The 18,961-nt window shown below is 70.9% G+C and carries 20 protein-coding genes and 1 riboswitch; of the genes, 9 read left to right on the top strand and 11 right to left on the bottom strand.

What is annotated here, in order from left to right; genetic code table 11:
- Positions 1-31 precede the first annotated feature (31 nt).
- Both LJ657_RS10895 and LJ657_RS48920 read right to left on the bottom strand, forming a co-directional pair.
- Complete coding sequence (locus LJ657_RS10895) at positions 32-1,912, bottom strand: anthranilate synthase family protein (RefSeq protein WP_232648232.1); 1,881 nt, start codon at positions 1,910-1,912, stop codon at positions 32-34.
- Positions 1,913-2,052: 140 nt separating this feature from the next.
- Positions 2,053-2,109 carry a trp operon leader peptide gene (locus tag LJ657_RS48920; protein ID WP_071528813.1) on the bottom strand — a complete coding sequence of 19 codons (57 nt, stop codon included), beginning with the start codon at positions 2,107-2,109 and terminating at the stop codon, positions 2,053-2,055.
- Between the two features lie 105 nt (positions 2,110-2,214).
- Between LJ657_RS48920 and LJ657_RS10890 the strand changes: the two genes are divergently transcribed.
- Together LJ657_RS10890 and LJ657_RS10885 are read left to right on the top strand one after the other, a co-directional pair.
- Complete coding sequence (locus LJ657_RS10890) at positions 2,215-3,567, top strand: class II 3-deoxy-7-phosphoheptulonate synthase (RefSeq protein WP_232648231.1); 1,353 nt, start codon at positions 2,215-2,217, stop codon at positions 3,565-3,567.
- A 167-nt stretch (positions 3,568-3,734) separates the two neighbouring features.
- Positions 3,735-3,968: a (2Fe-2S)-binding protein gene (locus LJ657_RS10885; RefSeq protein ID WP_232648230.1), complete on the top strand. Its 234-nt coding sequence runs from the start codon at positions 3,735-3,737 to the stop codon at positions 3,966-3,968.
- Between the two features lie 23 nt (positions 3,969-3,991).
- Here the strand turns inward: LJ657_RS10885 and bfr are convergent, their stop codons facing one another.
- Positions 3,992-4,471, bottom strand: a complete 480-nt coding sequence (gene bfr / locus LJ657_RS10880; protein ID WP_232648229.1) for a bacterioferritin — start codon at positions 4,469-4,471, stop codon at positions 3,992-3,994.
- Between the two features lie 175 nt (positions 4,472-4,646).
- Between bfr and LJ657_RS10875 the strand changes: the two genes are divergently transcribed.
- Entirely contained in the window at positions 4,647-5,294 is a 648-nt protein-coding gene (locus tag LJ657_RS10875) for a sulfite oxidase-like oxidoreductase (RefSeq protein WP_232648228.1), read from the top strand.
- Positions 5,295-5,310: 16 nt separating this feature from the next.
- Here the strand turns inward: LJ657_RS10875 and LJ657_RS10870 are convergent, their stop codons facing one another.
- The 6 genes from LJ657_RS10870 to thiO all read right to left on the bottom strand — a co-directional run bounded on the left by LJ657_RS10870 (position 5,311) and on the right by thiO (position 11,010).
- Positions 5,311-5,832 (bottom strand): DUF4396 domain-containing protein, encoded by a 522-nt coding sequence (locus tag LJ657_RS10870; RefSeq protein WP_372487898.1) that lies wholly within the window; start codon positions 5,830-5,832, stop codon positions 5,311-5,313.
- A 76-nt stretch (positions 5,833-5,908) separates the two neighbouring features.
- Positions 5,909-6,778, bottom strand: a complete 870-nt coding sequence (locus LJ657_RS10865) for a deoxyribonuclease IV (protein ID WP_232648226.1) — start codon at positions 6,776-6,778, stop codon at positions 5,909-5,911.
- A gap of 34 nt (positions 6,779-6,812) precedes the next feature.
- A complete protein-coding gene (gene pknB, locus LJ657_RS10860; RefSeq protein WP_232648225.1) occupies positions 6,813-8,738 on the bottom strand; it encodes a Stk1 family PASTA domain-containing Ser/Thr kinase in 1,926 nt (641 codons plus the stop codon).
- A 122-nt stretch (positions 8,739-8,860) separates the two neighbouring features.
- Positions 8,861-9,655 carry a thiazole synthase gene (locus tag LJ657_RS10855; protein WP_232648224.1) on the bottom strand — a complete coding sequence of 265 codons (795 nt, stop codon included), beginning with the start codon at positions 9,653-9,655 and terminating at the stop codon, positions 8,861-8,863.
- 3 nt (positions 9,656-9,658) lie between these two features.
- Positions 9,659-9,859: a sulfur carrier protein ThiS gene (thiS, locus tag LJ657_RS10850; protein WP_232648223.1), complete on the bottom strand. Its 201-nt coding sequence runs from the start codon at positions 9,857-9,859 to the stop codon at positions 9,659-9,661.
- Entirely contained in the window at positions 9,856-11,010 is a 1,155-nt protein-coding gene (gene thiO, locus LJ657_RS10845; RefSeq protein WP_232648222.1) for a glycine oxidase ThiO, read from the bottom strand. Before thiO ends, thiS begins: the two co-directional genes overlap by 4 nt.
- Positions 11,008-11,119, bottom strand: a riboswitch (TPP riboswitch). (Overlaps the previous gene by 3 nt.)
- Before the next feature lie 53 nt (positions 11,120-11,172).
- On the opposite strand from thiO, the gene LJ657_RS10840 reads away from it, so the two are divergent.
- The 6 genes from LJ657_RS10840 (at position 11,173) to LJ657_RS10815 (ending at position 16,292) form a co-directional block, all read left to right on the top strand.
- A complete protein-coding gene (locus LJ657_RS10840; protein ID WP_232648221.1) occupies positions 11,173-11,523 on the top strand; it encodes an avidin-fold protein in 351 nt (116 codons plus the stop codon).
- Positions 11,524-11,555: 32 nt separating this feature from the next.
- The gene (locus LJ657_RS10835) at positions 11,556-12,797 is read left to right on the top strand and encodes an NAD(P)/FAD-dependent oxidoreductase (protein WP_232648220.1); all 1,242 of its coding nucleotides are present in this window, start codon (positions 11,556-11,558) and stop codon (positions 12,795-12,797) included.
- A 91-nt stretch (positions 12,798-12,888) separates the two neighbouring features.
- Complete coding sequence (locus LJ657_RS10830; RefSeq protein ID WP_232648219.1) at positions 12,889-13,260, top strand: Rv2175c family DNA-binding protein; 372 nt, start codon at positions 12,889-12,891, stop codon at positions 13,258-13,260.
- Positions 13,261-13,440: 180 nt separating this feature from the next.
- A complete protein-coding gene (gene thiE / locus LJ657_RS10825; protein ID WP_232648218.1) occupies positions 13,441-14,097 on the top strand; it encodes a thiamine phosphate synthase in 657 nt (218 codons plus the stop codon).
- A 246-nt stretch (positions 14,098-14,343) separates the two neighbouring features.
- Complete coding sequence (metF, locus tag LJ657_RS10820; protein WP_232648217.1) at positions 14,344-15,267, top strand: methylenetetrahydrofolate reductase [NAD(P)H]; 924 nt, start codon at positions 14,344-14,346, stop codon at positions 15,265-15,267.
- 56 nt (positions 15,268-15,323) lie between these two features.
- On the top strand, positions 15,324-16,292 hold the full coding sequence (locus LJ657_RS10815) for an SCO2102 family sporulation regulator (RefSeq protein WP_232648216.1): 969 nt from the start codon (positions 15,324-15,326) through the stop codon (positions 16,290-16,292).
- A gap of 41 nt (positions 16,293-16,333) precedes the next feature.
- Here the strand turns inward: LJ657_RS10815 and LJ657_RS10810 are convergent, their stop codons facing one another.
- The gene (locus LJ657_RS10810) at positions 16,334-17,833 is read right to left on the bottom strand and encodes a phytoene desaturase family protein (protein ID WP_232648215.1); all 1,500 of its coding nucleotides are present in this window, start codon (positions 17,831-17,833) and stop codon (positions 16,334-16,336) included.
- 466 nt (positions 17,834-18,299) lie between these two features.
- Positions 18,300-18,935, bottom strand: a complete 636-nt coding sequence (locus tag LJ657_RS10805) for a TetR/AcrR family transcriptional regulator (RefSeq protein ID WP_232648214.1) — start codon at positions 18,933-18,935, stop codon at positions 18,300-18,302.
- Between the last annotated feature and the right edge of the window lie 26 nt (positions 18,936-18,961).

Genomic DNA, 18,961 nt, shown 5'->3' with positions numbered 1-18,961 from the left:
CCGGGGGAACAGCCCCCGGACGGGCTCACTGCTACAAGGCCGGCCGCCTCTCCGAGCACGCGCTGGTGCCGCGCAGTCGAGCCACCAAATCCCTGACGACAGCTGCCCCGTTCAGCGTCAGGATCGACTCCGGGTGGAACTGCACTCCGGCGAACCCGGGCCCTCGTACGGCGTGCACCTCCCCGTTCGCGGCCCGGCAGACCTCGACGTCGTGCGCGGCCAGCTCGCCGGCCGCCTCGTCGTCGCAGCGCGCCACGAAGCTGTTGTAGAAGCCGACGGTCTCCGTCCGCCCGAACAGCTCGATCGTCGTCTGCGCCCCCTGGAAGGGAACATCCTTCCGTACGATCTCCAGACCCAGCTCGGCGGCGATCAGCTCGTGCCCGAGGCAGACGCCGAGCACGCCGTGCCGGTTCTCCCGGACCACCTCGGCGGTCAGCTCCCGCAGGAACCGCATCTTGGGGTCGTCCAGGTCGGCGGGGTCACCCGGGCCCGGGCCCAGAACGAGCGGACCCTCGTGCGCCAGCATGGCCCGGCGCAGCCCGGGTTCGTCGAAGCGCCGGACGGTCACCTCCAGCCCGCTCGACCGCAGGACGTGCGCGAGCATCGCGGTGAAGGTGTCCTCCCCGTCGACCACCAGGGCGTGTCCGGTGAGCTGCGCGGACCGCTCCTGCATCCGCAGCCAGAACGGGGCGAGCGAGGCCCGGCGCCCGTCGAGCGCCGCACGCACGCGTGGGTCGTCGGCGAGACGTACGCGCGCGTGCTCCTCGCGCGGCCGTGACGGACGAACTCCCAGGGCCGCCAGCACGCCCGCCGCCTTCGCATGCGTCTCCGCGACCTCGCTCGCCGGGTCCGAGCCTCTTACGAGGGTGGCGCCGACCGGCACCCGCAGCCGCCCGTCCGCGTCGATGTCGGCGGTGCGGATGAGGATGGGGGAGTCGAGGGTCTGGGCGCCGCCGGAGTCCCGGCCGAGCAGCGCGAGGGCGCCGGCGTAGTAGCCGCGCCCGCCGACCTCGTGCCGCTCGATGACCCGGCAGGCGTTCTGCACGGGCGAGCCGGTGACGGTGGCCGCGAACATGGTCTCCTTGAGCACCTCGCGCACGTCCAGCGAGGACTTCCCGCGCAACTCGTACTCGGTGTGCGCGAGATGGGCCATCTCCTTCAGCCGCGGGCCGACCACGACCCCGCCCATGTCGCCGACGGTGCACATCATCTTGAGTTCCTCGTCGACGACCATCGACAGCTCCTCGATCTCCTTGCCGTCGGCGAGGAAGTCGAGCAGGTGCTCGGGCGTCGGGCCCTCGGCGGGATATCGGTACGTCCCGCTGATCGGGTTCATGACGACCGTGCCGCCGGACATCCGGACGTGCACCTCGGGGCTGGCCCCGACCAGCGTCCGGTCCCCGGTGTGGACGACGAACGTCCAGTACGCGCCCCGCTCGCCCTCCAGCAGCCGCCGGAAGAGCGCGAGGGCGTCCCTGCGGGAGAACCCGGGGATCCCGCCCTCGTACGTCCGCCGGATCACGAAGTTGGCGCCCTCGCCCTGCCCGATCTCCTCCCGCAGCACCCGCCCGACGATCTCGCCGTACTCCTCGTCGTCGACGTCGAAGCCGCCGCCCGCCACGCGCACGTCGTGCGCCGGGAGCTGCGCGAGGGCGTCGGGGAGCGGGATCTCGTACGACTCCTCGGGGGTGAGGAAGGCCAGAGGCGTCCCGTCGTCACGGACGTCGAAGCCGCGTTCGCGGATCTGGCGGAAGGGGACGAGCGCGAGGCCCTCGTCGGGGAGGTCGGCCAGGCGGTCGTACGTAGCCACCGGGCCGAGGAGCAGCTCGACCGTCTGCTCGTCGTGGCCGGGGGAGCGCCGGCGGAGCAGGGCGAAAGGGCGGGGGTCGTGCAGGAGCCGTACGAGATCCATGGTTCCTCTTCCGTCGATGTCGAGCGATGTCGAGCGATATCGAGCTCTGCCGAGTCGATGTCGATGTCGGTGAGGAACGGCCCCGGAAACGCCGAAGGCCGCCCCTCGGGCGGCCTTCGCGAAGTCTTGCGTACGCGCAGTCAGTGGGCCGCCGGATGAGCGGTCCACCACCAGTTCTGGGTCGAATGCGCGAACATGGCAGGCACCCTACCGCACCACCGCGCTGTCCGGACGGTGATCCCTCCGTCTCACCAGTCGAGCGGAGGGAAAAGCAGTCGACACGACCCCGTAATGTTTACGGGGTGACCGTGAACGCTAAGACCAGCGCGAGCGCTGGCAACACCTGGCGAGATCTGCCCGCGGCGCAGCAGCCCGAGTACCCCGACACCGAGGCTCTGCGCGCAGTCGTTGCGGACCTCGAGTCGTATCCGCCGCTCGTCTTCGCGGGCGAGTGCGATCAGCTGCGCGCCCGGATGGCGGCCGTCGCCAAGGGAGAGGCGTTCCTCCTCCAGGGCGGCGACTGCGCCGAGGCCTTCGACGCGGTGTCCGCCGACCACATCCGCAACAAGCTGAAGACGCTGCTGCAGATGGGCGCCGTGCTGACGTACGCCGCCTCGGTGCCGGTCGTGAAGGTCGGCCGTATCGCCGGCCAGTACTCCAAGCCGCGCTCCAAGCCGACCGAGACCCGCGACGGCGTCACGCTGCCGACCTACCGCGGCGACTCCGTCAACGGCTTCGACTTCACCGAGGCCGCCCGGATCCCGGACCCCGAGCGGCTGAAGCGGATGTACAACGCCTCCGCCTCCACGCTCAACCTGGTGCGCGCCTTCACCACCGGCGGCTACGCCGACCTGCGCCAGGTGCACGCCTGGAACCAGGACTTCGTGAAGTCGTCCCCGTCCGGCCAGCGCTACGAGCAGCTGGCCCGGGAGATCGACAACGCGCTGAACTTCATGCGGGCCTGCGGCACCGACCCCGAGGAGTTCAAGACCGTCGAGTTCTACTCCTCGCACGAGGCGCTGCTGCTGGACTACGAGTCGGCGCTGACCAGGGTGGACTCCCGCACCGGGCAGCTGTACGACGTCTCCGGGCACATGGTGTGGATCGGTGAGCGCACCCGCCAGCTGGACGGTGCGCACATCGAGTTCGCGTCGAAGATCCGCAACCCGATCGGCATCAAGCTGGGCCCGACGACGACTGCCGAGGACGCGCTGCAGTACATCGAGCGCCTCGACCCGGACCGCGAGCCGGGACGGCTGACCTTCATCGTCCGTATGGGCGCCGACAAGGTCCGCGACAAGCTCCCCGAGCTGGTCGAGAAGGTCAGCGCCTCCGGCGCGACCGTCGCCTGGATCACCGACCCGATGCACGGCAACACGTATGAGGCGGCCTCCGGTCACAAGACCCGCCGTTTCGACGACGTGCTCGACGAGGTCAAGGGCTTCTTCGAGGTCCACAAGGGCCTGGGCACCCACCCGGGCGGCATCCACGTCGAGCTCACCGGTGACGACGTCACCGAGTGCGTGGGCGGCGGCGACGAGATCTTCGTCGACGACCTGCACCAGCGCTACGAGACGGCCTGCGACCCCCGTCTGAACCGCAGCCAGTCCCTCGACCTGGCGTTCCTCGTCGCGGAGATGTACCGGGATCAGTAACCGCTGGTCAGAGCAATTTCAGAGCAATTTCAGAGCAATGGGGCGCGGATCACATGCGATCCGCGCCCCTCTGCACTTTTGCGGGATCCGGGCGACGGGTAAGGTTAGGTTAGCCTCACCGATTAATCGGGACGGCACCATTTCTTTCCCGGCGGGAGGTGAACCGCGTGTTCGTCTGCAGTTGTTTCGGCGTCACGGAGCAGCAGGTCAAGAAGCACGCGGAGGACGGTGCCTGCACCCCCCGCCAGATAGCGTCGGCCTGCAAGGCGGGCACGGACTGCGGTTCGTGCGTACGCCGTATCCAGGCACTGCTGGGCAGGGACGCGTGCCCGCGACGGGACCTCGCCGACCGGGGCAAGACGGTGCTGTCCGAGATCGCTGACCTCGAGGAAGCCGCCTAGCTCTCGGCAGCTGCAGGCCGGTCTCAGCTCTCCGGCTGCTCGATCAGCTGCGCGATGTAGAGCGCCTCGCCGAGCTTCTCGACCAGTTCCAGCTGGGTGTCGAGGTAGTCGATGTGGTGCTCCTCGTCCTCGAGGATCGACTCGAAGATGTTCGCGGACGTGATGTCCCCCTTGGTCCGCATCACCTCGACGCCCCGCTTGAGGCGGTCGATGGCCTCGACCTCGATCTGCCGGTCGGCCTCGAACATCTCCTTGACGGTCTGTCCCACGCGCACGTGGAAGAGCCGCTGGTAGTTCGGCAGCCCCTCCAGGAAGAGGATCCGGTCGGTGAGCACCTCCGCGTGCTTCATCTCGTCGAACGACTCGTGCCGCGTGTACTTGGCGAGCTTCGTCCAGCCGAAGTTCTCCTGCATCTTCGCGTGCAGGAAGTACTGGTTGATCGCGGTCAGCTCGCCGGTGAGCTGCTCATTGAGGAATTCGATGACCTCGGGGTCGCCCTGCATCGCAGAGGCTCCTTCCAAGCGGGGGGGAACTGGCAGGTTGCGCCGCATGATTGCACCGGTGAGGAAGATCGTCCAGTAAGTCTTCGCTTAGTAAGTAAGTGCATGCTTAGTGCTAATTGCCCCGGTTTGGCTGGGCCGGTCAAGCGCACCGTCCGAGGTCTGTCAGGATGGAGTCATGGGTCAGCCGGTGGAGCGTGAATCGGGAGAACGCGATTCAGGAGGAGCAGCACAGTCCGAGCTTCCCCCGGGGCAGCGCCTGCAGCGCGGCTGGCCGGTCACGCATTACGGGCCCGTTCCCAAATTCCGCCCGGAGCGCTGGGAGTTCAGGGTCTTCGGTGCCACCGCGGACGGCGAGAAGCGCTGCTGGGCCCACGAGGAGTTCACGGCTCTGCCGTACACGACCGTCGTCGCCGACCTGCACTGCGTCACGAAGTTCAGCATGCTCGGCGCCGAATGGGGCGGCATTCCGGCTCGTACGATCCTGGAGCTCGCACCGCCCGCGCCGGCGGTCACCCATGTGATGGTGTGGGCCGAATACGGATTCAGTTCGAACCTCCGCCTGGCGGACTTCGCGTCCGAGGGGACCATCTTCGCCACCCACAAGGACGGCGAGCTGCTGACGGCGGAACACGGCTTCCCGCTGCGCCTCGTCGTGCCCCATCTGTACGCCTGGAAGGGCCCCAAGTGGGTGCGCGGCGTCGAGTACATGACCGCCGACCGCCGCGGTTTCTGGGAGGAGCGCGGCTACCACAACGTCGGCGACCCGTGGAAGGAACAGCGCTACTCCTACCAGGAGGAGCCCGGGGACGGCCCCGAGCTCTGATCCCGGTCCTCACGGGTCAGTGGTGGTACCCGTGCACCACCGCGTGGCCCTTGCCGCGGCCGATCATCCACTTGTTGACGGGCGTCGTCACGAAGAAGGCGAGCGCGAGCGAGATCGCGAGCGAGCCCCAGAACAGCAGGTCGGCCAGTTGCGCGTCCATCGCGTCCGGCCACAGCACGATCACGCCGTTGTCGATCAGCTCCATCACGGCGATGGACAGGGTGTCCGCGGCCAGCGCCACCCGGAAGGCCGTACGGAAGTCGACGCCGGCCCGCAGCACCCCGCGCAGCGTGAGCGAGTAGCCGAAGAAGAAGGCCAGGACGATGGCGAGGATCGTCGTCGGGACATTGCCCCAGCCGAACGCCGTGCCGATCACCATGCCGAGCACCTCGCCGATGGCGCAGCCGGTGAGGCAGTGGAGGGTGGCCTGCGCGGCCATGCTCCAGGTGGCGGCCGCCGGGCGATGGTGTGCCTCTGCGTGTGCGTGTGCGTGTGCGTGTTCGTGTGCGTGAGTGTGCGCGTGTGCCTCGTGCTGCACGACTGCCCCCAATGTCAGGTAACGGCTCCTGTACCGACCAAGAACCACATACCCCCAGGGGGTATTCCGGAACGGGTCAGCAATCGCGCAGTTTCTTCAGCCGCTCCACATCGGCCGCATGCCCCTCCTTGCCGCCGGGCGTCTCGATGATCAGCGGTACGCCCTCGGTCGCGGGGTGGGTCATCAGCGCCCGGAACGGGTCCTCGCCGATGTGGCCGGCGCCGATGTTCTCGTGCCGGTCCTTGTGTGCGCCGACCACGTCCTTGGAGTCGTTGGCGTGGATCAGCTTCAGCCGGCCCTCGCCGACCGTGTCCACCAGCAGATCGAGGGTCTGGTGCATGCCGCTCGGACCGGTCAGGTCGTGTCCGGCCGCGAAGATGTGGCAGGTGTCCAGGCAGACGCCCAGCTTCGGATGGGCGTCCAGCGCCTCGAAGTACGGCCCGAAGTCCCAGGTCCGCGAGCAGAGCGAGGCGCCCTGCCCGGCCGTCGACTCCAGCAGCAGGAACGGATCGTCGTCGTGGGTGAGTTCGTCCAGCAGCGGCAGCAGGTGCTCCCGTACCTGCTTGAGGGCCACGGACCGGTCCCGGCCGCCCGTCGCGCTGCCTGTGTGCACGACCACGCCGAGCGCCCCGATCTCCCGCCCGCGCCGCAGGGAGTGCCGCAGGGACTCCACCGACTTCTCCGCGGTCGCCTCGGTGTGCGAGCCGAAGTTGATCAGATACGGGGCGTGGACGTACGCCGGGATCGACTCGGCCGCGCACGCCTCGCGGAACTCCGCGTCCTGCCGCGGATTGCCGGCGGGCGTCGCCCAGCCGCGCGGGTTGGCGACGAAGACCTGCACGGTCTCCGCCTTCAGGTCGTGGGCGTAGGACAGACCCACGGAGTGGAGACCACCGGCCACGGGGACGTGGCCGCCGACGGGGTTGCGCGACTGCTGACTCTTCACCCGTTCAGGGTGTCATGCGCCGCGGCCTGCTCCGTCACCTGATCTTGATGGTGATCGTCGACCCCTTGGGGGCCGTCTCCCCGCCCTTCACGGACTGGTTCTTGACGGTGTCGCCGAACAGGCCGAGCAGACCGCGGTCCTCCTCGACCTTGAAGCCGGCGCCCTCCAGGGCCTTGTGCGCGTCGTCCACGCTGTCGCCGGTGACGTCCGGGACCTCGACCATCTCCGGGCCCTTGGACAGCGTCAGCGTCACCGTGTCGCCGTCGGCTGCCTGGCTGTCGCCCGCGGGCGTCTGGGCGGCGACCTGGCCCTTGTCGTACTCGGAGTTGATCTGCGCGGCGGCCACCTTCACCGTCAGGCCGGCGTCCTCCAGGTCGGACTTGGCGGACGCCAGGTCCTCACCCGTGACGTCCGGGACGTCCACCGGGCTGCCCTTGCTGACCACCAGGGCGATCGCCGAACCCGCGTGCCGCTTGGTGCCCGCGTCCGGGGACGTGGAGATCACGGAGCCCTTGGGGACCTGGTCGCTGAACTCACGGGTGACCATGCCGGGTTCGAGGCCGCTCTTCTTCAGCTGGGCCCTCGCCCGGTCCAGCGGCCGCCCCGACAGGTCGGGCACCTGCACGGTCTCCGGTCCGTCGGAGATGGTGAGCGCCACGGACGCGTTGTCGCGGATACGGGCGCCGGGCGCGGGGTCCGAGCTGATGACCGTGCCCCGCTGCACCGTGTCGCTGTAGGCGTGCTTGACCGAGCCGAGGTCGAGGCCGGCCTTCTGCAGTTGCCGGGTGGCCTGCGTCTGGGTCTTCGCCAGTACCAGCGGGACCTTGGTGAACTGGCCGGAGTTGATGTACCAGACGCCCGTGCCGACCCCGAGGATCAGCAGCACGGCGACCAGGACGGCGAGCGGACCGCGCCGGGAGCGCGCGCCGCGGCGCCGCGGCGGCAGCGGCGGGGGTGTCTCCAGCCGGCTGGTGCGGTGGAGCCGGTCCTCGTCCTCGTTCACCGGCAGCAGGCGCGGCACGGTCAGCGAGCGCGGGATCACGCTCGTACGGTCCTCGGCGATGTTGCGGTGGTCCGAGGCGAAGGCCTGCGGCGGTATCGCGTCCAGCTGGTCCGCGCTGAGCGCGGCGCGCACCTCGCGGGCCTGCGCGAGCAGCGCCACCGCGTCCTGCGGGCGCAGGCCGGGGGTGCGGGCGGTGGCCGACGCGACCAGCTCGTCCAGCCGGTACGCCAGGCCCGGCACGGCGGCCGACGGCGGCGGGACGTCCTCGTGGATGTGCTTGTAGAGGACGGTGGCCGGGGAGTCCCCGGCGTGCGGGCGGTCGCCGGCCAGCATCTCGTACAGGACGACCCCGCACGCGTACACATCGACCCGGGGGTCGGCCGTGCCGTGTTCTATCTGCTCGGGAGCGAGGTAGGAGACGGTGCCGAGGACGGTGCCGGTGGTGTTGGTGACCGTGTCCACGGACCGGACGAGCCCGAAGTCGGCGACCTTGACCCGGCCGTCGTCCCCTATCAGCACGTTCTCCGGCTTCATGTCCCGGTGCACGAACCCGGCGCGGTGCGCGGCGCCGAGGGCGGCGAGCACCGGCTCCAGGATGTCCAGGGCGGCGCGCGGCTGCAGCGCCCCGCGCTCGCGCAGCACGTCGCGCAGGGTGCATCCGGCGACGTACTCCATGGCGAGATACACATACGACCCGTCGGTGCCCTGGTCGAAGATCTGCACCACGTTCGGATGCGCCAGCCGCGCGACCGACTTCGCCTCGCGGATGAACCGGTCGACGAAGGTGCCGTCGGCCGCGAGCGTCGGGTGCATCACCTTGAGCGCGAGCACGCGGTCGAGGCGGGTGTCCAGGGCCCGGTAGACCGTGGCCATCCCGCCGACCGCGATCCGCGCGTCCACGCGATAGCGCCCGTCGAGCACCTGCCCGACCAGAGGGTCCTGAAGGGTCGTATCCACGCAGGTGAGTGTACGAGCCGCGACTGACAGAGCTGACGGTTCGGGTGAGATCGGAGCGGGACTGCAGCCGACCTGTGACGGACGTCGCACCGGCTCCCGGATCTCGTCGAACGCGCGTTCAGTCAGAAGGCGGGGCGTTCGGGATCGAGGTGCGCTCGCCCCTCGTGGGGCGAGGACGCCTCGGCGAAGTGGCGGCGCGGGATACGGCCCGCCCGGTACGCCAGGCGCCCCGCGTCCACCGCGTGCTTCATGGCCTCGGCCATCAGCTGCGGCTCCTGCGCCCGCGTCACCGCTGAGGCGAGCATCACACCCGCGCACCCCAGCTCCATCGCGAGCGCCGCGTCCGAGGCCGTACCGGCGCCCGCGTCCAGGATCACCGGCACGCGCGCGTGCTCGGTGATCAGCTGGAAGTTGTGCGGGTTGCGGATGCCGAGCCCCGAGCCGATGGGTGAGCCGAGCGGCATGATCGCCGCACAGCCGACGTCCTCCAGCTTGCGGGCGAGCACCGGGTCGTCGTTGGTGTACGGCAGCACGGTGAACCCGTCGTCGACGAGGGTCTCGGCGGCGTCCAGCAGCTCGATCGGGTCGGGCAGCAGGGTGCGCTCGTCGGCGATCACTTCGAGTTTGATCAGTTCGGTGCCGAGCGCCTCGCGCGCGAGGCGGGCGGTCAGCACCGCCTCCCCGGCGGTGAAGCAGCCCGCCGTGTTCGGCAGCACCCGGATGCCGAGCTTCTCCAGGACGGACAGCACCGAGCCGTGGACCGAGGGATCCACCCGCCGCATCGCGACCGTCGTCAGCTCCGTGCCGGACGCCGCCAGCGCCCGCTCGAGGACCTCCAGGCTGGGGGCACCGCCGGTGCCCATGATCAGGCGGGACGTGAAGGACGTACCGCCGATGACAAAGGGGTCGTCGGCCATGGGTCAGCCTCCTTGGACGGCGGTGAGGACCTCGACGCGGTCCCCCTCGGAGAGGGACGTCGACGGCCACTGCGCGCGCGGGACGACGGTTTCGTTCAGGGCGGCGGCCACTCCGGAGGGAGCCGGGGTCAGCGCGCCTACGACGGTGTCGAGAGCCGTGCCGGCAGCGAACCGGCGGGGCTCTCCGTTGACGGAGATGTTCATGCGGGCTGCTCCAGGAGCGCGAAACGCTTGGGGGTGAACGGGCGGGCCTCGTCCGGGAGTTCACCGGTGGCCAGGGCGTGCGCCATGGCGTCGCCGGTGACCGGGGTGAGCAGCACGCCGTTGCGGTAGTGGCCGGTGGCCAGCAGCAGACCGGGCAGTTCCGTCGGGCCCAGCAGGGGCGCGTTGTCCGGGGAGCCGGGGCGCAGACCGGCCCGCGTCTCCGTCAGCGGCAGCTCGGTGATCCCGGGGACCAGCTCGTGCGCGTCGCGCAGCAGCTCGTACACCCCGCCCGCGGTGACCGTCGTGTCCCAGCCCAGCTCCTCGCTGGTCGCGCCGACGACCAGCTCGCCGCTCTCCCGCGGCACCAGGTAGACATGGCTGCCGCGGACGACGGCGCGCACCGTGCGGCTCAGGAACGGCGCGTACCGCTTCGGCACGGTCAGCCGCAGCACCTGCCCCTTCACCGGCCGTACGGGCGGCAGCACCTCGTCAGGGACGCCCGCGAGCCGCCCGCTGAGGCTGCCGCCGGCCAGCACGACCTGCCCCGCGCCCAGCTCGGTGCCGTCCGCCGTGGTGACCCCGGCGGCCCGCTCCCGTACGACGTGGAAGCGCTCGGCCCACACCCGGTGGAAGACCACGCCCGCCCGCTCGCACGCGACCACCAGCGCGCGTGCCAGCCGCCGCGGGTCGATCTGGTGGTCGCCGTCCACCCGGAGGCCGCCGCGCACGCCCGGTGCGAGCATCGGCTCCAGGCGCCGGCACTCGCGCCCCGACAGCCACTCCGACTCCAGGCCCGACTCCCGCTGCAGGGCGTGCAGTTCGCGCAGATGGGCGCGGTCGTCGGCGTCCAGGGCGACGGCGAGCGTGCCGCACTGGCGGTAGCCGAGGTCCTGGCCGGTGAGGTCGCTGAGCTCGGCCACGAAGCCCGGGTAACGGCGGGCCGACTCCAGATTGAGGCCGAGCAGGGTCTGCTCGCCGTAGTGCAGCTCCGTGACCGCGGCCAGCATCCCGGCGGCCACCTGGGCGGCCCCGCCGCCCGGCTCCGGGTCCACGACGGCCGTGGCGAACCCACGCTGCGCGGCCCGCCAGGCCGTGACCAGGCCGATGATTCCGCCCCCGATGACGAGGACGTCTGACGTACGTGACGACATGGGCGTCCAGCCCCTCCCTTCGCCGGCATGACCCGGATCAGGTTCGTACGGTCGGAGGCCGCCAGCCTCCCTCTCAGCCCGGTGCGTCCGGGCTCCCGCGAGTGCTTGTACGTTGGCCACCCTAGCCCGACCCTCCGCGCCTCTGTAAGGGAGCCTTCCGTCATGCCCCGCTCGCTGGACGGCCTCGTCCTCGCTCCGGTAGCCGACCAGGCCCCAGGTCAGGTGGGTGCGCGGACCCGGTTCACGTACCACGAGCAGGACGGCGAGATCTGGGCCGAGTACGCGGGCGGCGACGTCGTGCGCGGGCATCTGGTGGGTACTCGGTCAGATGACCGGCTGGACTTCCGATACGTCCAGCTGGGGCATGACGGGACGACGTCCTCGGGGCACTGCCTCTCGGCAGTCGTGGAGCTGCCGGACGGGCGGGTGCGGCTGGAGGAGACCTGGGAGTGGGAGTCGCAGTCGGGCAGCGGGACCAGCGTTGTGGAGCAGGTCACTGAGTACGACTCCTGACTGACAAACAGTCAGTTGTCTATGGTGATCAGGTGAGTGAGCAGACGCGGGAAGTGAGCACGTCGCAGGCACGGCGCGTGGTCGTCGTCGGCGCGGGCATGGCGGGTGTCCAGACGGCCGTCGCCCTGCGCGAACAGGGCTTCACCGGCACCGTGACACTGATCGGCGCCGAGCCCCACCAGCCGTACGACCGGCCGCCGCTGTCCAAGGCCGTCCTGCTCGGCAAGTCCGAGGGCTCCGCCTTCGACGTCGACTTCGAGGCGCTCGGCATCGAGCTGCGGCTGGGGTGCGAGGTGCTCGGCGTGCGCCCCGGAGACCACGAGCTGGACACCGAGAGCGGGCTCGTGCCGTACGACGTCCTGGTCCTCGCGACCGGCGCCGAACCGATCACCCTGCCGGGCACCGAGGGCGTGCCCGGCGTGCATCTGCTGCGCACCCTGGACGACGCCGAGCGACTGCGGCCCGTGCTGGCCAGGCAGCACGACATCGTGGTGGTCGGCGCGGGCTGGATCGGCGCGGAGTTCGCCACGGCCGCGCGCGAGGCGGGCTGCGCGGTGACCGTCGTGGAGGCGGCGGACCGGCCGCTCGCGGGCGCGCTGCCCGCGGAGGTCGCCACGCCGATGGCCGCCTGGTACGCCGACGCGGGTGCCGCGCTGCGCACGCACGCGCGCGTGGAGCGCATCGAGCCCGGCGCGGTCCTCCTCGACGACGGCTCCCGGCTGCCCGCCGGCGCGGTTGTGGTCGGCATCGGCGCGCGCCCCGCCACGGGCTGGCTGGGCGGCGCCGGCATCGAGCTCGGCGCGCACCGTGAGGTCGTCGCCGACGCCCACCTGCGCACCTCGGCACCGGACGTATACGCCGTCGGCGACTGCGCCTCCTTCCCTTCCGGGAGGTATGGCGAGCGCCTGCTGGTCCACCACTGGGACAACGCCCTCCAGGGCCCGCGCACGGTGGCCGCGAACATCATCGGCGAGACCACCGGCGAGCCGCCGGCCGTGTACGACCCGGTCCCGTACTTCTGGTCCGAGCAGTTCGGCCGCTTCGTCCAGTACGCAGGCCACCACGCCTCCGCCGACACGACGCTGTGGCGGGGTGATCGCTCGGGCCCCGCCTGGTCCGTCTGCTGGCTCCGCGAGAGCCGCCTGGTCGCCCTGCTGGCGGTCGGCAGGCCGAGGGACCTGGCGCAGGGCAGACGGCTGATCGAGGCAGGCACCCCGATGGACCCGGAGCTGCTGGCGGACCCGGCGCGGCCCATGAAGTCGGCCACGGCGTAGTACGCGGGACGGCCGCCATGGCGTAATGCAAAACCCCAGGTCGGAAGGTTTTGGCTTCCGACTGTCAGTGCGGGATGGCAGGCTTGAGTCCGTGACCGAGATTGACGCAAAGATCGATGTTCTCGTCCCCGCCTGGCTCACCCTCCCCGACATCGCAGAGATGCTCGATGTCGAGGTGACGCGTGTGCGGCAGCTGGTCAAGGAGGGCCAGCTCATCGCCGTACGCCGAGGTGAGAACCGCGCGCTGCACGTCCCCGCCGCATTCATCGACGAGGCCGAGCAGAAGGTCGTCAAGGGCCTGACCGGGACCCTGACGCTCCTGAGGGACGACGGCTTCACCGACGAAGAGATGATCGAGTGGCTCTTCACCCCCGACGACAGCCTGCCCGGCACCCCTGCGCAGGCGCTCAGCGAGAATCGCGGTACGGAGGTGAAGCGCCGGGCCCAGGCGCTCGCCGTCTGATCCGAACAGGCTGAACCGAACACAGGCTGAACCGAAAACCGTCCGGCGTACGGGCCCGGGGCCGCGCAGGCAGGGTGGGCCGCGGCCGTGGTTCACTGCGGCCCGCAGCAACCAACGGCCCGGCCGGCCCACGGGCCCGTACGCCGCCGACCAGGAACGACACCCACGGGGGATCCTCGTATGCCCGACACCGCCGACACCGCACGCGCCGAGTTCGCCGACGCCCGCGTCTACCTCTGCACGGACGCCCGCAGGCGCCAGGGCGACCTTCCGGAGTTCCTGGACGCCGTCCTGGCGGGCGGTGTCGACATCGTGCAGTTGCGCGACAAGGGCATGGAGGCCGCCGAGGAGCTGGAGCACCTCAAGGTCTTCGCCGACGCCTGCGCCCGCCACGGCAGGCTTCTCGCCGTCAACGACCGCGCGGACGTCGCGCACGCCGCCGGCGCCGACGTGCTCCACCTCGGCCAGGGCGACCTCCCGGTCCCCGCCGCCCGAGCGATCCTCGGCGAGGACGTCCTCATGGGCCGTTCCACCCATGCCGAGTCCGAGGCCGCCGCGGCAGCCGTCCAGGAGGGCGTCGACTACTTCTGCACCGGCCCCTGCTGGCCGACCCCCACCAAACCCGGCCGCCACGCCCCCGGCCTCGACCTGGTCCGGTACACCGCCTCCCTGGGCACCGCCCGTCCCTGGTTCGCCATCGGCGGCATCGACCTCGGCAACCTGGACGAGGTGCTCGAGGCCGGCGCCCGCCGCGTCGTGGTCGTCCGGGCGATCACCGAGGCCGAGGATCCGGGCGCGGCGGCGCAGGAGTTCGCGAAGCGGCTGCGGAGCGCGTAGCGCGTGGCGCGGTGCCCGATCGGGCCCGTCGTCCGACGGATTGTCGGATGGACGTCAGGCGGATTGTCCGATGGGAGTCCGTCGGGTTGTCCGACGGAATGCGCGGCAGCTTGTCGGACGGAATGGCTGGCAGCTTGTCCGAAGAATGTCCGGAGGGTTGTCCGATAGGTGGACAACAAATCGACAAATCGGGCAAATATCCTCCATCCGGTTGGGGGACCGCCGCCCCCTGACTAACCTGCGGGTATGGCCCTCGGAACCGCATCCACCAGGACTGACCACGCCCGCACGGTGCGTGACATGCTCGCGACCGGCAAGACGACGTTCTCGTTCGAGTTCTGGGCTCCGAAGACGGAGAAGGGCGAACGGAACCTCTGGAACGCGCTTCGCAGGGTCGAGGCCGTGGCCCCCAGCTTCGTCTCCGTGACGTACGGCGCGGGCGGCTCCACCCGCGCGGGCACGGTGAAGGCGACCGAGCAGATCGCCGCCGACACCACGCTCACCCCGGTCGCCCACCTCACCGCGGTCAACCACTCCATCGCCGAGCTGCGCAACATCATCGGCCGGTACGCCGACGCCGGGATCCGCAACATGCTCGCGGTGCGCGGCGACCCGCCCGGCGACCCCATGGGCGACTGGGTGCCGCACCCGACAGGCCTGAGCTACGCTGCCGAGCTCGTCCAGCTCATCAAGGACTCGGGCGACTTCTGCGTGGGCGTCGCGGCCTTCCCGGAGATGCACCCGCGCTCCGAGGACTGGGACACGGACGTCGCCCACTTCGTCGACAAGTGCCGGGCCGGCGCCGACTATGCCATCACACAGATGTTCTGGCAGCCGGAGTCCTATCTGCGGCTGCGCGACCGGGTCGCCGCGGCCGGCTGCGACACCCCCGTCATCCCCGAGGTCATGCCGGTCACCAGCGTGAAGATGCTGGAGCGGTTGCCACAACTCAGCAACGCCGTCATCCCCGCCGCCCTGAAAGAGCGGATCCTCACAGCAAAAGACGATCCGACCGCTGTACGCTCCATTGGCATCGAATTCGCCACGGAGTTCTGCGCGCGGCTGCTGGCCGAGGGAGTGCCCGGACTGCACTTCATCACGCTCAACAACTCCACGGCGACGCTGGAAATCTACGAAAACCTGGGCCTGCACCACCCCCCGCAGGCCTAGACCGGCCGCACGGGTATGCGACACACTGCGTAGCGGCGACTCGGAGAGGGGCGTACATGGGCTGGACGGTCCTCTACATCGCGTTCGGCATCGTCGCGCTGTGGCTGCTGGGTGAGGTGCTCCTGCAGTACAAGGCGCGACTGCGCTGGCGGCTGCTCGCTTTCGCCGGTTTCCTCGGCGTCGTTCTCGGGGTGCTGATCCCGTCCGTGATCGTCATCGGTCTCGGCGCCGCGGCCTTCGCGGTCGGCCAGACCTACGTCACGCTGTCGTTCCGCCGCGGCTTCGCGTCCGGCTGGGCGGTCAGCCGGACGGGCATCGCGGGCGTCGGCAAGCGCGGCCGCGGCGAACCGGAGCACCAGGACCCGACCCTGGAGGTCTCCGACCTTCAGCCGGACGATGACGGCCACGGCGACCAGGGCGCCTACCACCCCGACGGCCTGTCCTACGGCAACGAGGACGACTACGACCGCGACGACGTCTTCACGCCCGCGCGCTCCGCCCAGCCCTCACCGGCCGAGTCCACCGCGGTCTACGAGCCGCAGCCCCTGCCCGAGGACACCGGCTCCTACGGCATATACAGCGACTCCGCGTACGCCGGCGCCGACGCGTCCTACGCGAACACCGGTCAGGCCCAGGAGCAGTACGCGACGGCCGCGCAGGGCGCCGACCAGTCCTACGGGTACGACTACTCCGGCTACAACCAGCAGCAGTACGGCTACGACACCACCGGCCAGCAGCAGTACGCCGCCTACTCCGACCCGTACATCGGCACCCAGACCTACGGCGGCGGCTACGACGCCTACGGTCAGTACGGTCAGCAGGGCTACGGCCAGGACCAGTACGCCACCGGCACCTACGACGGCCAGACCCCGTCCGGCGGTGTGTGGGTCCCGCAGCAGCGCACCGACGAGGCCTACGGCGCCGAACTCCCGCAGGAGCAGCCCTACCCCTACCAGGACAACGGGCATGGACAGGGGCAAGGTCAGGCTCAGGGGAACGGTTACGACGAGCAGTACCGTTTCTGAAGGCGAAGTACCGTTTCTGAGGGCCTCTCAGGCCGGGGCGCTCACTGGGAACCCCGGAACTCCGGCCCCTCCACGATCAGACCGGCCACCAGCGCGCCCGACATACCCGCGTGCGGCAGCCCCCCGCCGGGGTGCGACCAGCCGCCGACCCGGTACAGCCCGGGAAACCGGGTGGTATTGGCCGGGTGCAGGAAGCGCCCTTCCCCAGCGGCCAGGGAGGGGGCGGACACGCCCCCGGAGCCGGCGTCCGTCCCGCCGTCGCCGGGCGTCCGCACCTCGCGCCACAGCAGCCGCTCGCGCAGCCCGGGTATCGCGGCCTCGGCCGCCGTGACGAGCAGGTCCGCGAGACGTTCGCCCCACTCGGACCGGTGCCGGTCGGACTCCGCCGCCACCACTGCGGACAGGACCACGGACTCGTGCTCCGCGTCCGGTCGCAGCGCCGGATCGTCCGGCCGCAGCACGGCCACCGTGGGCCGCACGGGCTCGTCCGCCTGCGCGTGCAGAGACTCCAACTCGGCCGTGCGGTCGGGCGCGTGTACGACCGTGTGATGAACCGCACCGGCCTCCCGCGGGCCGCGCAGCGCCAGCAGCACGGTGAAGCGTCCGGGGCGTGCTGCCGTGTCGGGTCGCACATCACCGTCGTCGTCGAGCCGACGCTCTGTCAGCCCCCGCAACCGTAGGGGGTGCACACCGGCGACCACATGGTCCGCCTCCGCCACGCTTCCGTCCGCCAGCTCCAGACCGGCTGCCCGGCCGTCCTTCTCCAGCACCCCCGTCACCTCGGCGCCGAAGTGGAACTCGACCCTGCGGGCCACGCATCGCTCGTACACCGCGCGCGCCAACTCCCGTACGCCGCCGCGGACGTACCAGGTCCCGAAGGCGTGCTCCATGTACGGCAGCACGGCCGCGCTCGCCGGGGTGACCCGCGGGTCGAGGCCGTGTGCGAGGGCATAACTCTCCAGGAGCGCCGTGAGCCGGGGGTCGCGCAGCTCCCAGGCGCCGACCTCGGCGAGTGTGGCGGCGCGGCGGGTGCGCAGCAGCCGCTTGTGCGGCACCGCCGGATACGGCTCGCGGCCCGCCAGCACTGGCCAGTTGGGCCACAGGGGCTCCTCCAGCAGCGGCCGACGGGTGCGGTCCCAGGCCTCACGGGACCGCACCAGGAAGTCGCCCCAGCGGCTGCCCGCGCCCGCCCCGAGCGCCTCGTCCAGAGCGGCGACCACCCCCGCGCGGGAGGCGTTCGGCAGCGCGACCGCGGTGCCGTCCGCGAAGACGTGCCGCGAGGACGGGTCGACCTGGACCAGCTCGACGCGGTCCTCCAGCGGCTCCTTGCCGGTCTTGATGAACAGATCGCGCCAGACCGCGGGGAGCGTCAGCAGCCCGGGACCGGTGTCGAAGCCGAACCCGTCCCGCTCGAAGCGGCGCACCGCTCCGCCGTACGTCTGCGCACGCTCGTACACCGCCACCCGGTGGCCCGCGACGGCCAGCCGGGCGGCGGCCGCCATCGCGCCCATCCCGGCGCCGATCACCGCAATCCGTCCCATGCCTGCGACTTTATCGACCGCCACTGACAGTCACCGCACGGGCGGTCCGCCGGACGGACTCCCAGCCCCCGGGCCCGAGGGGAGTACGGACACGGACGTGTTCATCACCAGTCGGCAACGGGGCGTTCTGGGCATGAGTGCGGAGGTCTGAGTATCCGTACCTAGGGGGTGAGATGAGTACGCGCGCGGATGGGGCCCGACCTGCGCGAACGAGAGAGTGGAGACACGGAAAGGGGCACGGCTCCGGCACCGGCGACACGGGGCGCCGGAACGGAGCCGCCCCGGATCCGCTCCTTCCGCGGGCCGAGGTCGGCGGGAGCGAGGCACGGGGTAACCCGGGGGAACGACCGATACGGGGGCCCAACAGGGGAAAACCGGGGGAGCACAACGGGGGAGCACGAGAAGGCGCCGGTTCGAGGTGGCCCGCGGGGGACGCGGCCACACCGGACCGGCGCTTTCGTGTCGGTCAGCTCCCGCTGCGGCCGCTGACGCGCCCCTGGAGCAGCCGGGAGAGCGCCGCATGGACGTCGTCCAGGGAGCGCTCCGGCTGGAAGGACTGCCAGTCCAGGGCGGCCACCAGGACCATGCCGACCAGCGCCGACGCGGTCAGCGGCACATCGATCTCTGCGCTGAACTCGCCCGCTGCCACGCCCTCGTGCAGCACGCCCTCGACGACCGCGACCGCCTGCTGTCTCACCACCATCAGGGTGGACTGCCAGGCCCGGTTGGTGCGCCACAGCTCGGCCACGTACAGCTGGGTGAAGGCCGGATAGCGTTCGATGAAGACGAGACCGGCCCGGATCATCGCGTCCAGGGCGTCCACCTTGGTGCCGCCGTCCCTGGCCGTGCGCTCGGCCGCTTCCCGGAGGGAGGCGGTGAGAAGGCCGACCCCGTGCCGCAGCAGCTCCTCGAAGAGGACCGACTTGCTCGCGAAGTTGTAGTAGACCGTGCCCTTCGCGACCCCGGCCCGCTCGGCGATCTCGTCCACCGTGGTGGCGGAGAAGCCCTGCTCGGCGATGAGCGTGACGGCGGCCTCGTAGAGCTTCTGCCGGGTGGCCTCGCGGCGGGTGCTGCCGCCCCGCGTGGCGCTGCTGCTTTCCATGGGCCTGATTGTCACAGGAGCCGTGC

The sequence above is a fragment of the Streptomyces guryensis genome (genome assembly GCF_021261325.1).
Taxonomy (GTDB): Bacteria; Actinomycetota; Actinomycetes; order Streptomycetales; family Streptomycetaceae; genus Streptomyces; species Streptomyces guryensis.
This window is presented reverse-complemented; position numbering and strand designations above follow the sequence as displayed.

Coding starts and splice junctions, on each gene's coding strand:
- LJ657_RS10805 (WP_232648214.1), bottom strand. CDS start 18,935: ATGGAAAGCAGCAGCGCCACGCGGGGCGGCAGCACCCGCCGCGAGGCC.
- bfr (WP_232648229.1), bottom strand. CDS start 4,471: ATGCAGGGCGACCCCGAGGTCATCGAATTCCTCAATGAGCAGCTCACC.
- thiO (WP_232648222.1), bottom strand. CDS start 11,010: ATGTCGTCACGTACGTCAGACGTCCTCGTCATCGGGGGCGGAATCATC.
- metF (WP_232648217.1), top strand. CDS start 14,344: ATGGCCCTCGGAACCGCATCCACCAGGACTGACCACGCCCGCACGGTG.
- LJ657_RS10875 (WP_232648228.1), top strand. CDS start 4,647: ATGGGTCAGCCGGTGGAGCGTGAATCGGGAGAACGCGATTCAGGAGGA.
- LJ657_RS10810 (WP_232648215.1), bottom strand. CDS start 17,833: ATGGGACGGATTGCGGTGATCGGCGCCGGGATGGGCGCGATGGCGGCC.
- thiE (WP_232648218.1), top strand. CDS start 13,441: ATGCCCGACACCGCCGACACCGCACGCGCCGAGTTCGCCGACGCCCGC.
- LJ657_RS10855 (WP_232648224.1), bottom strand. CDS start 9,655: ATGGCCGACGACCCCTTTGTCATCGGCGGTACGTCCTTCACGTCCCGC.
- thiS (WP_232648223.1), bottom strand. CDS start 9,859: ATGAACATCTCCGTCAACGGAGAGCCCCGCCGGTTCGCTGCCGGCACG.
- LJ657_RS10840 (WP_232648221.1), top strand. CDS start 11,173: ATGCCCCGCTCGCTGGACGGCCTCGTCCTCGCTCCGGTAGCCGACCAG.
- LJ657_RS10815 (WP_232648216.1), top strand. CDS start 15,324: ATGGGCTGGACGGTCCTCTACATCGCGTTCGGCATCGTCGCGCTGTGG.
- LJ657_RS10895 (WP_232648232.1), bottom strand. CDS start 1,912: ATGGATCTCGTACGGCTCCTGCACGACCCCCGCCCTTTCGCCCTGCTC.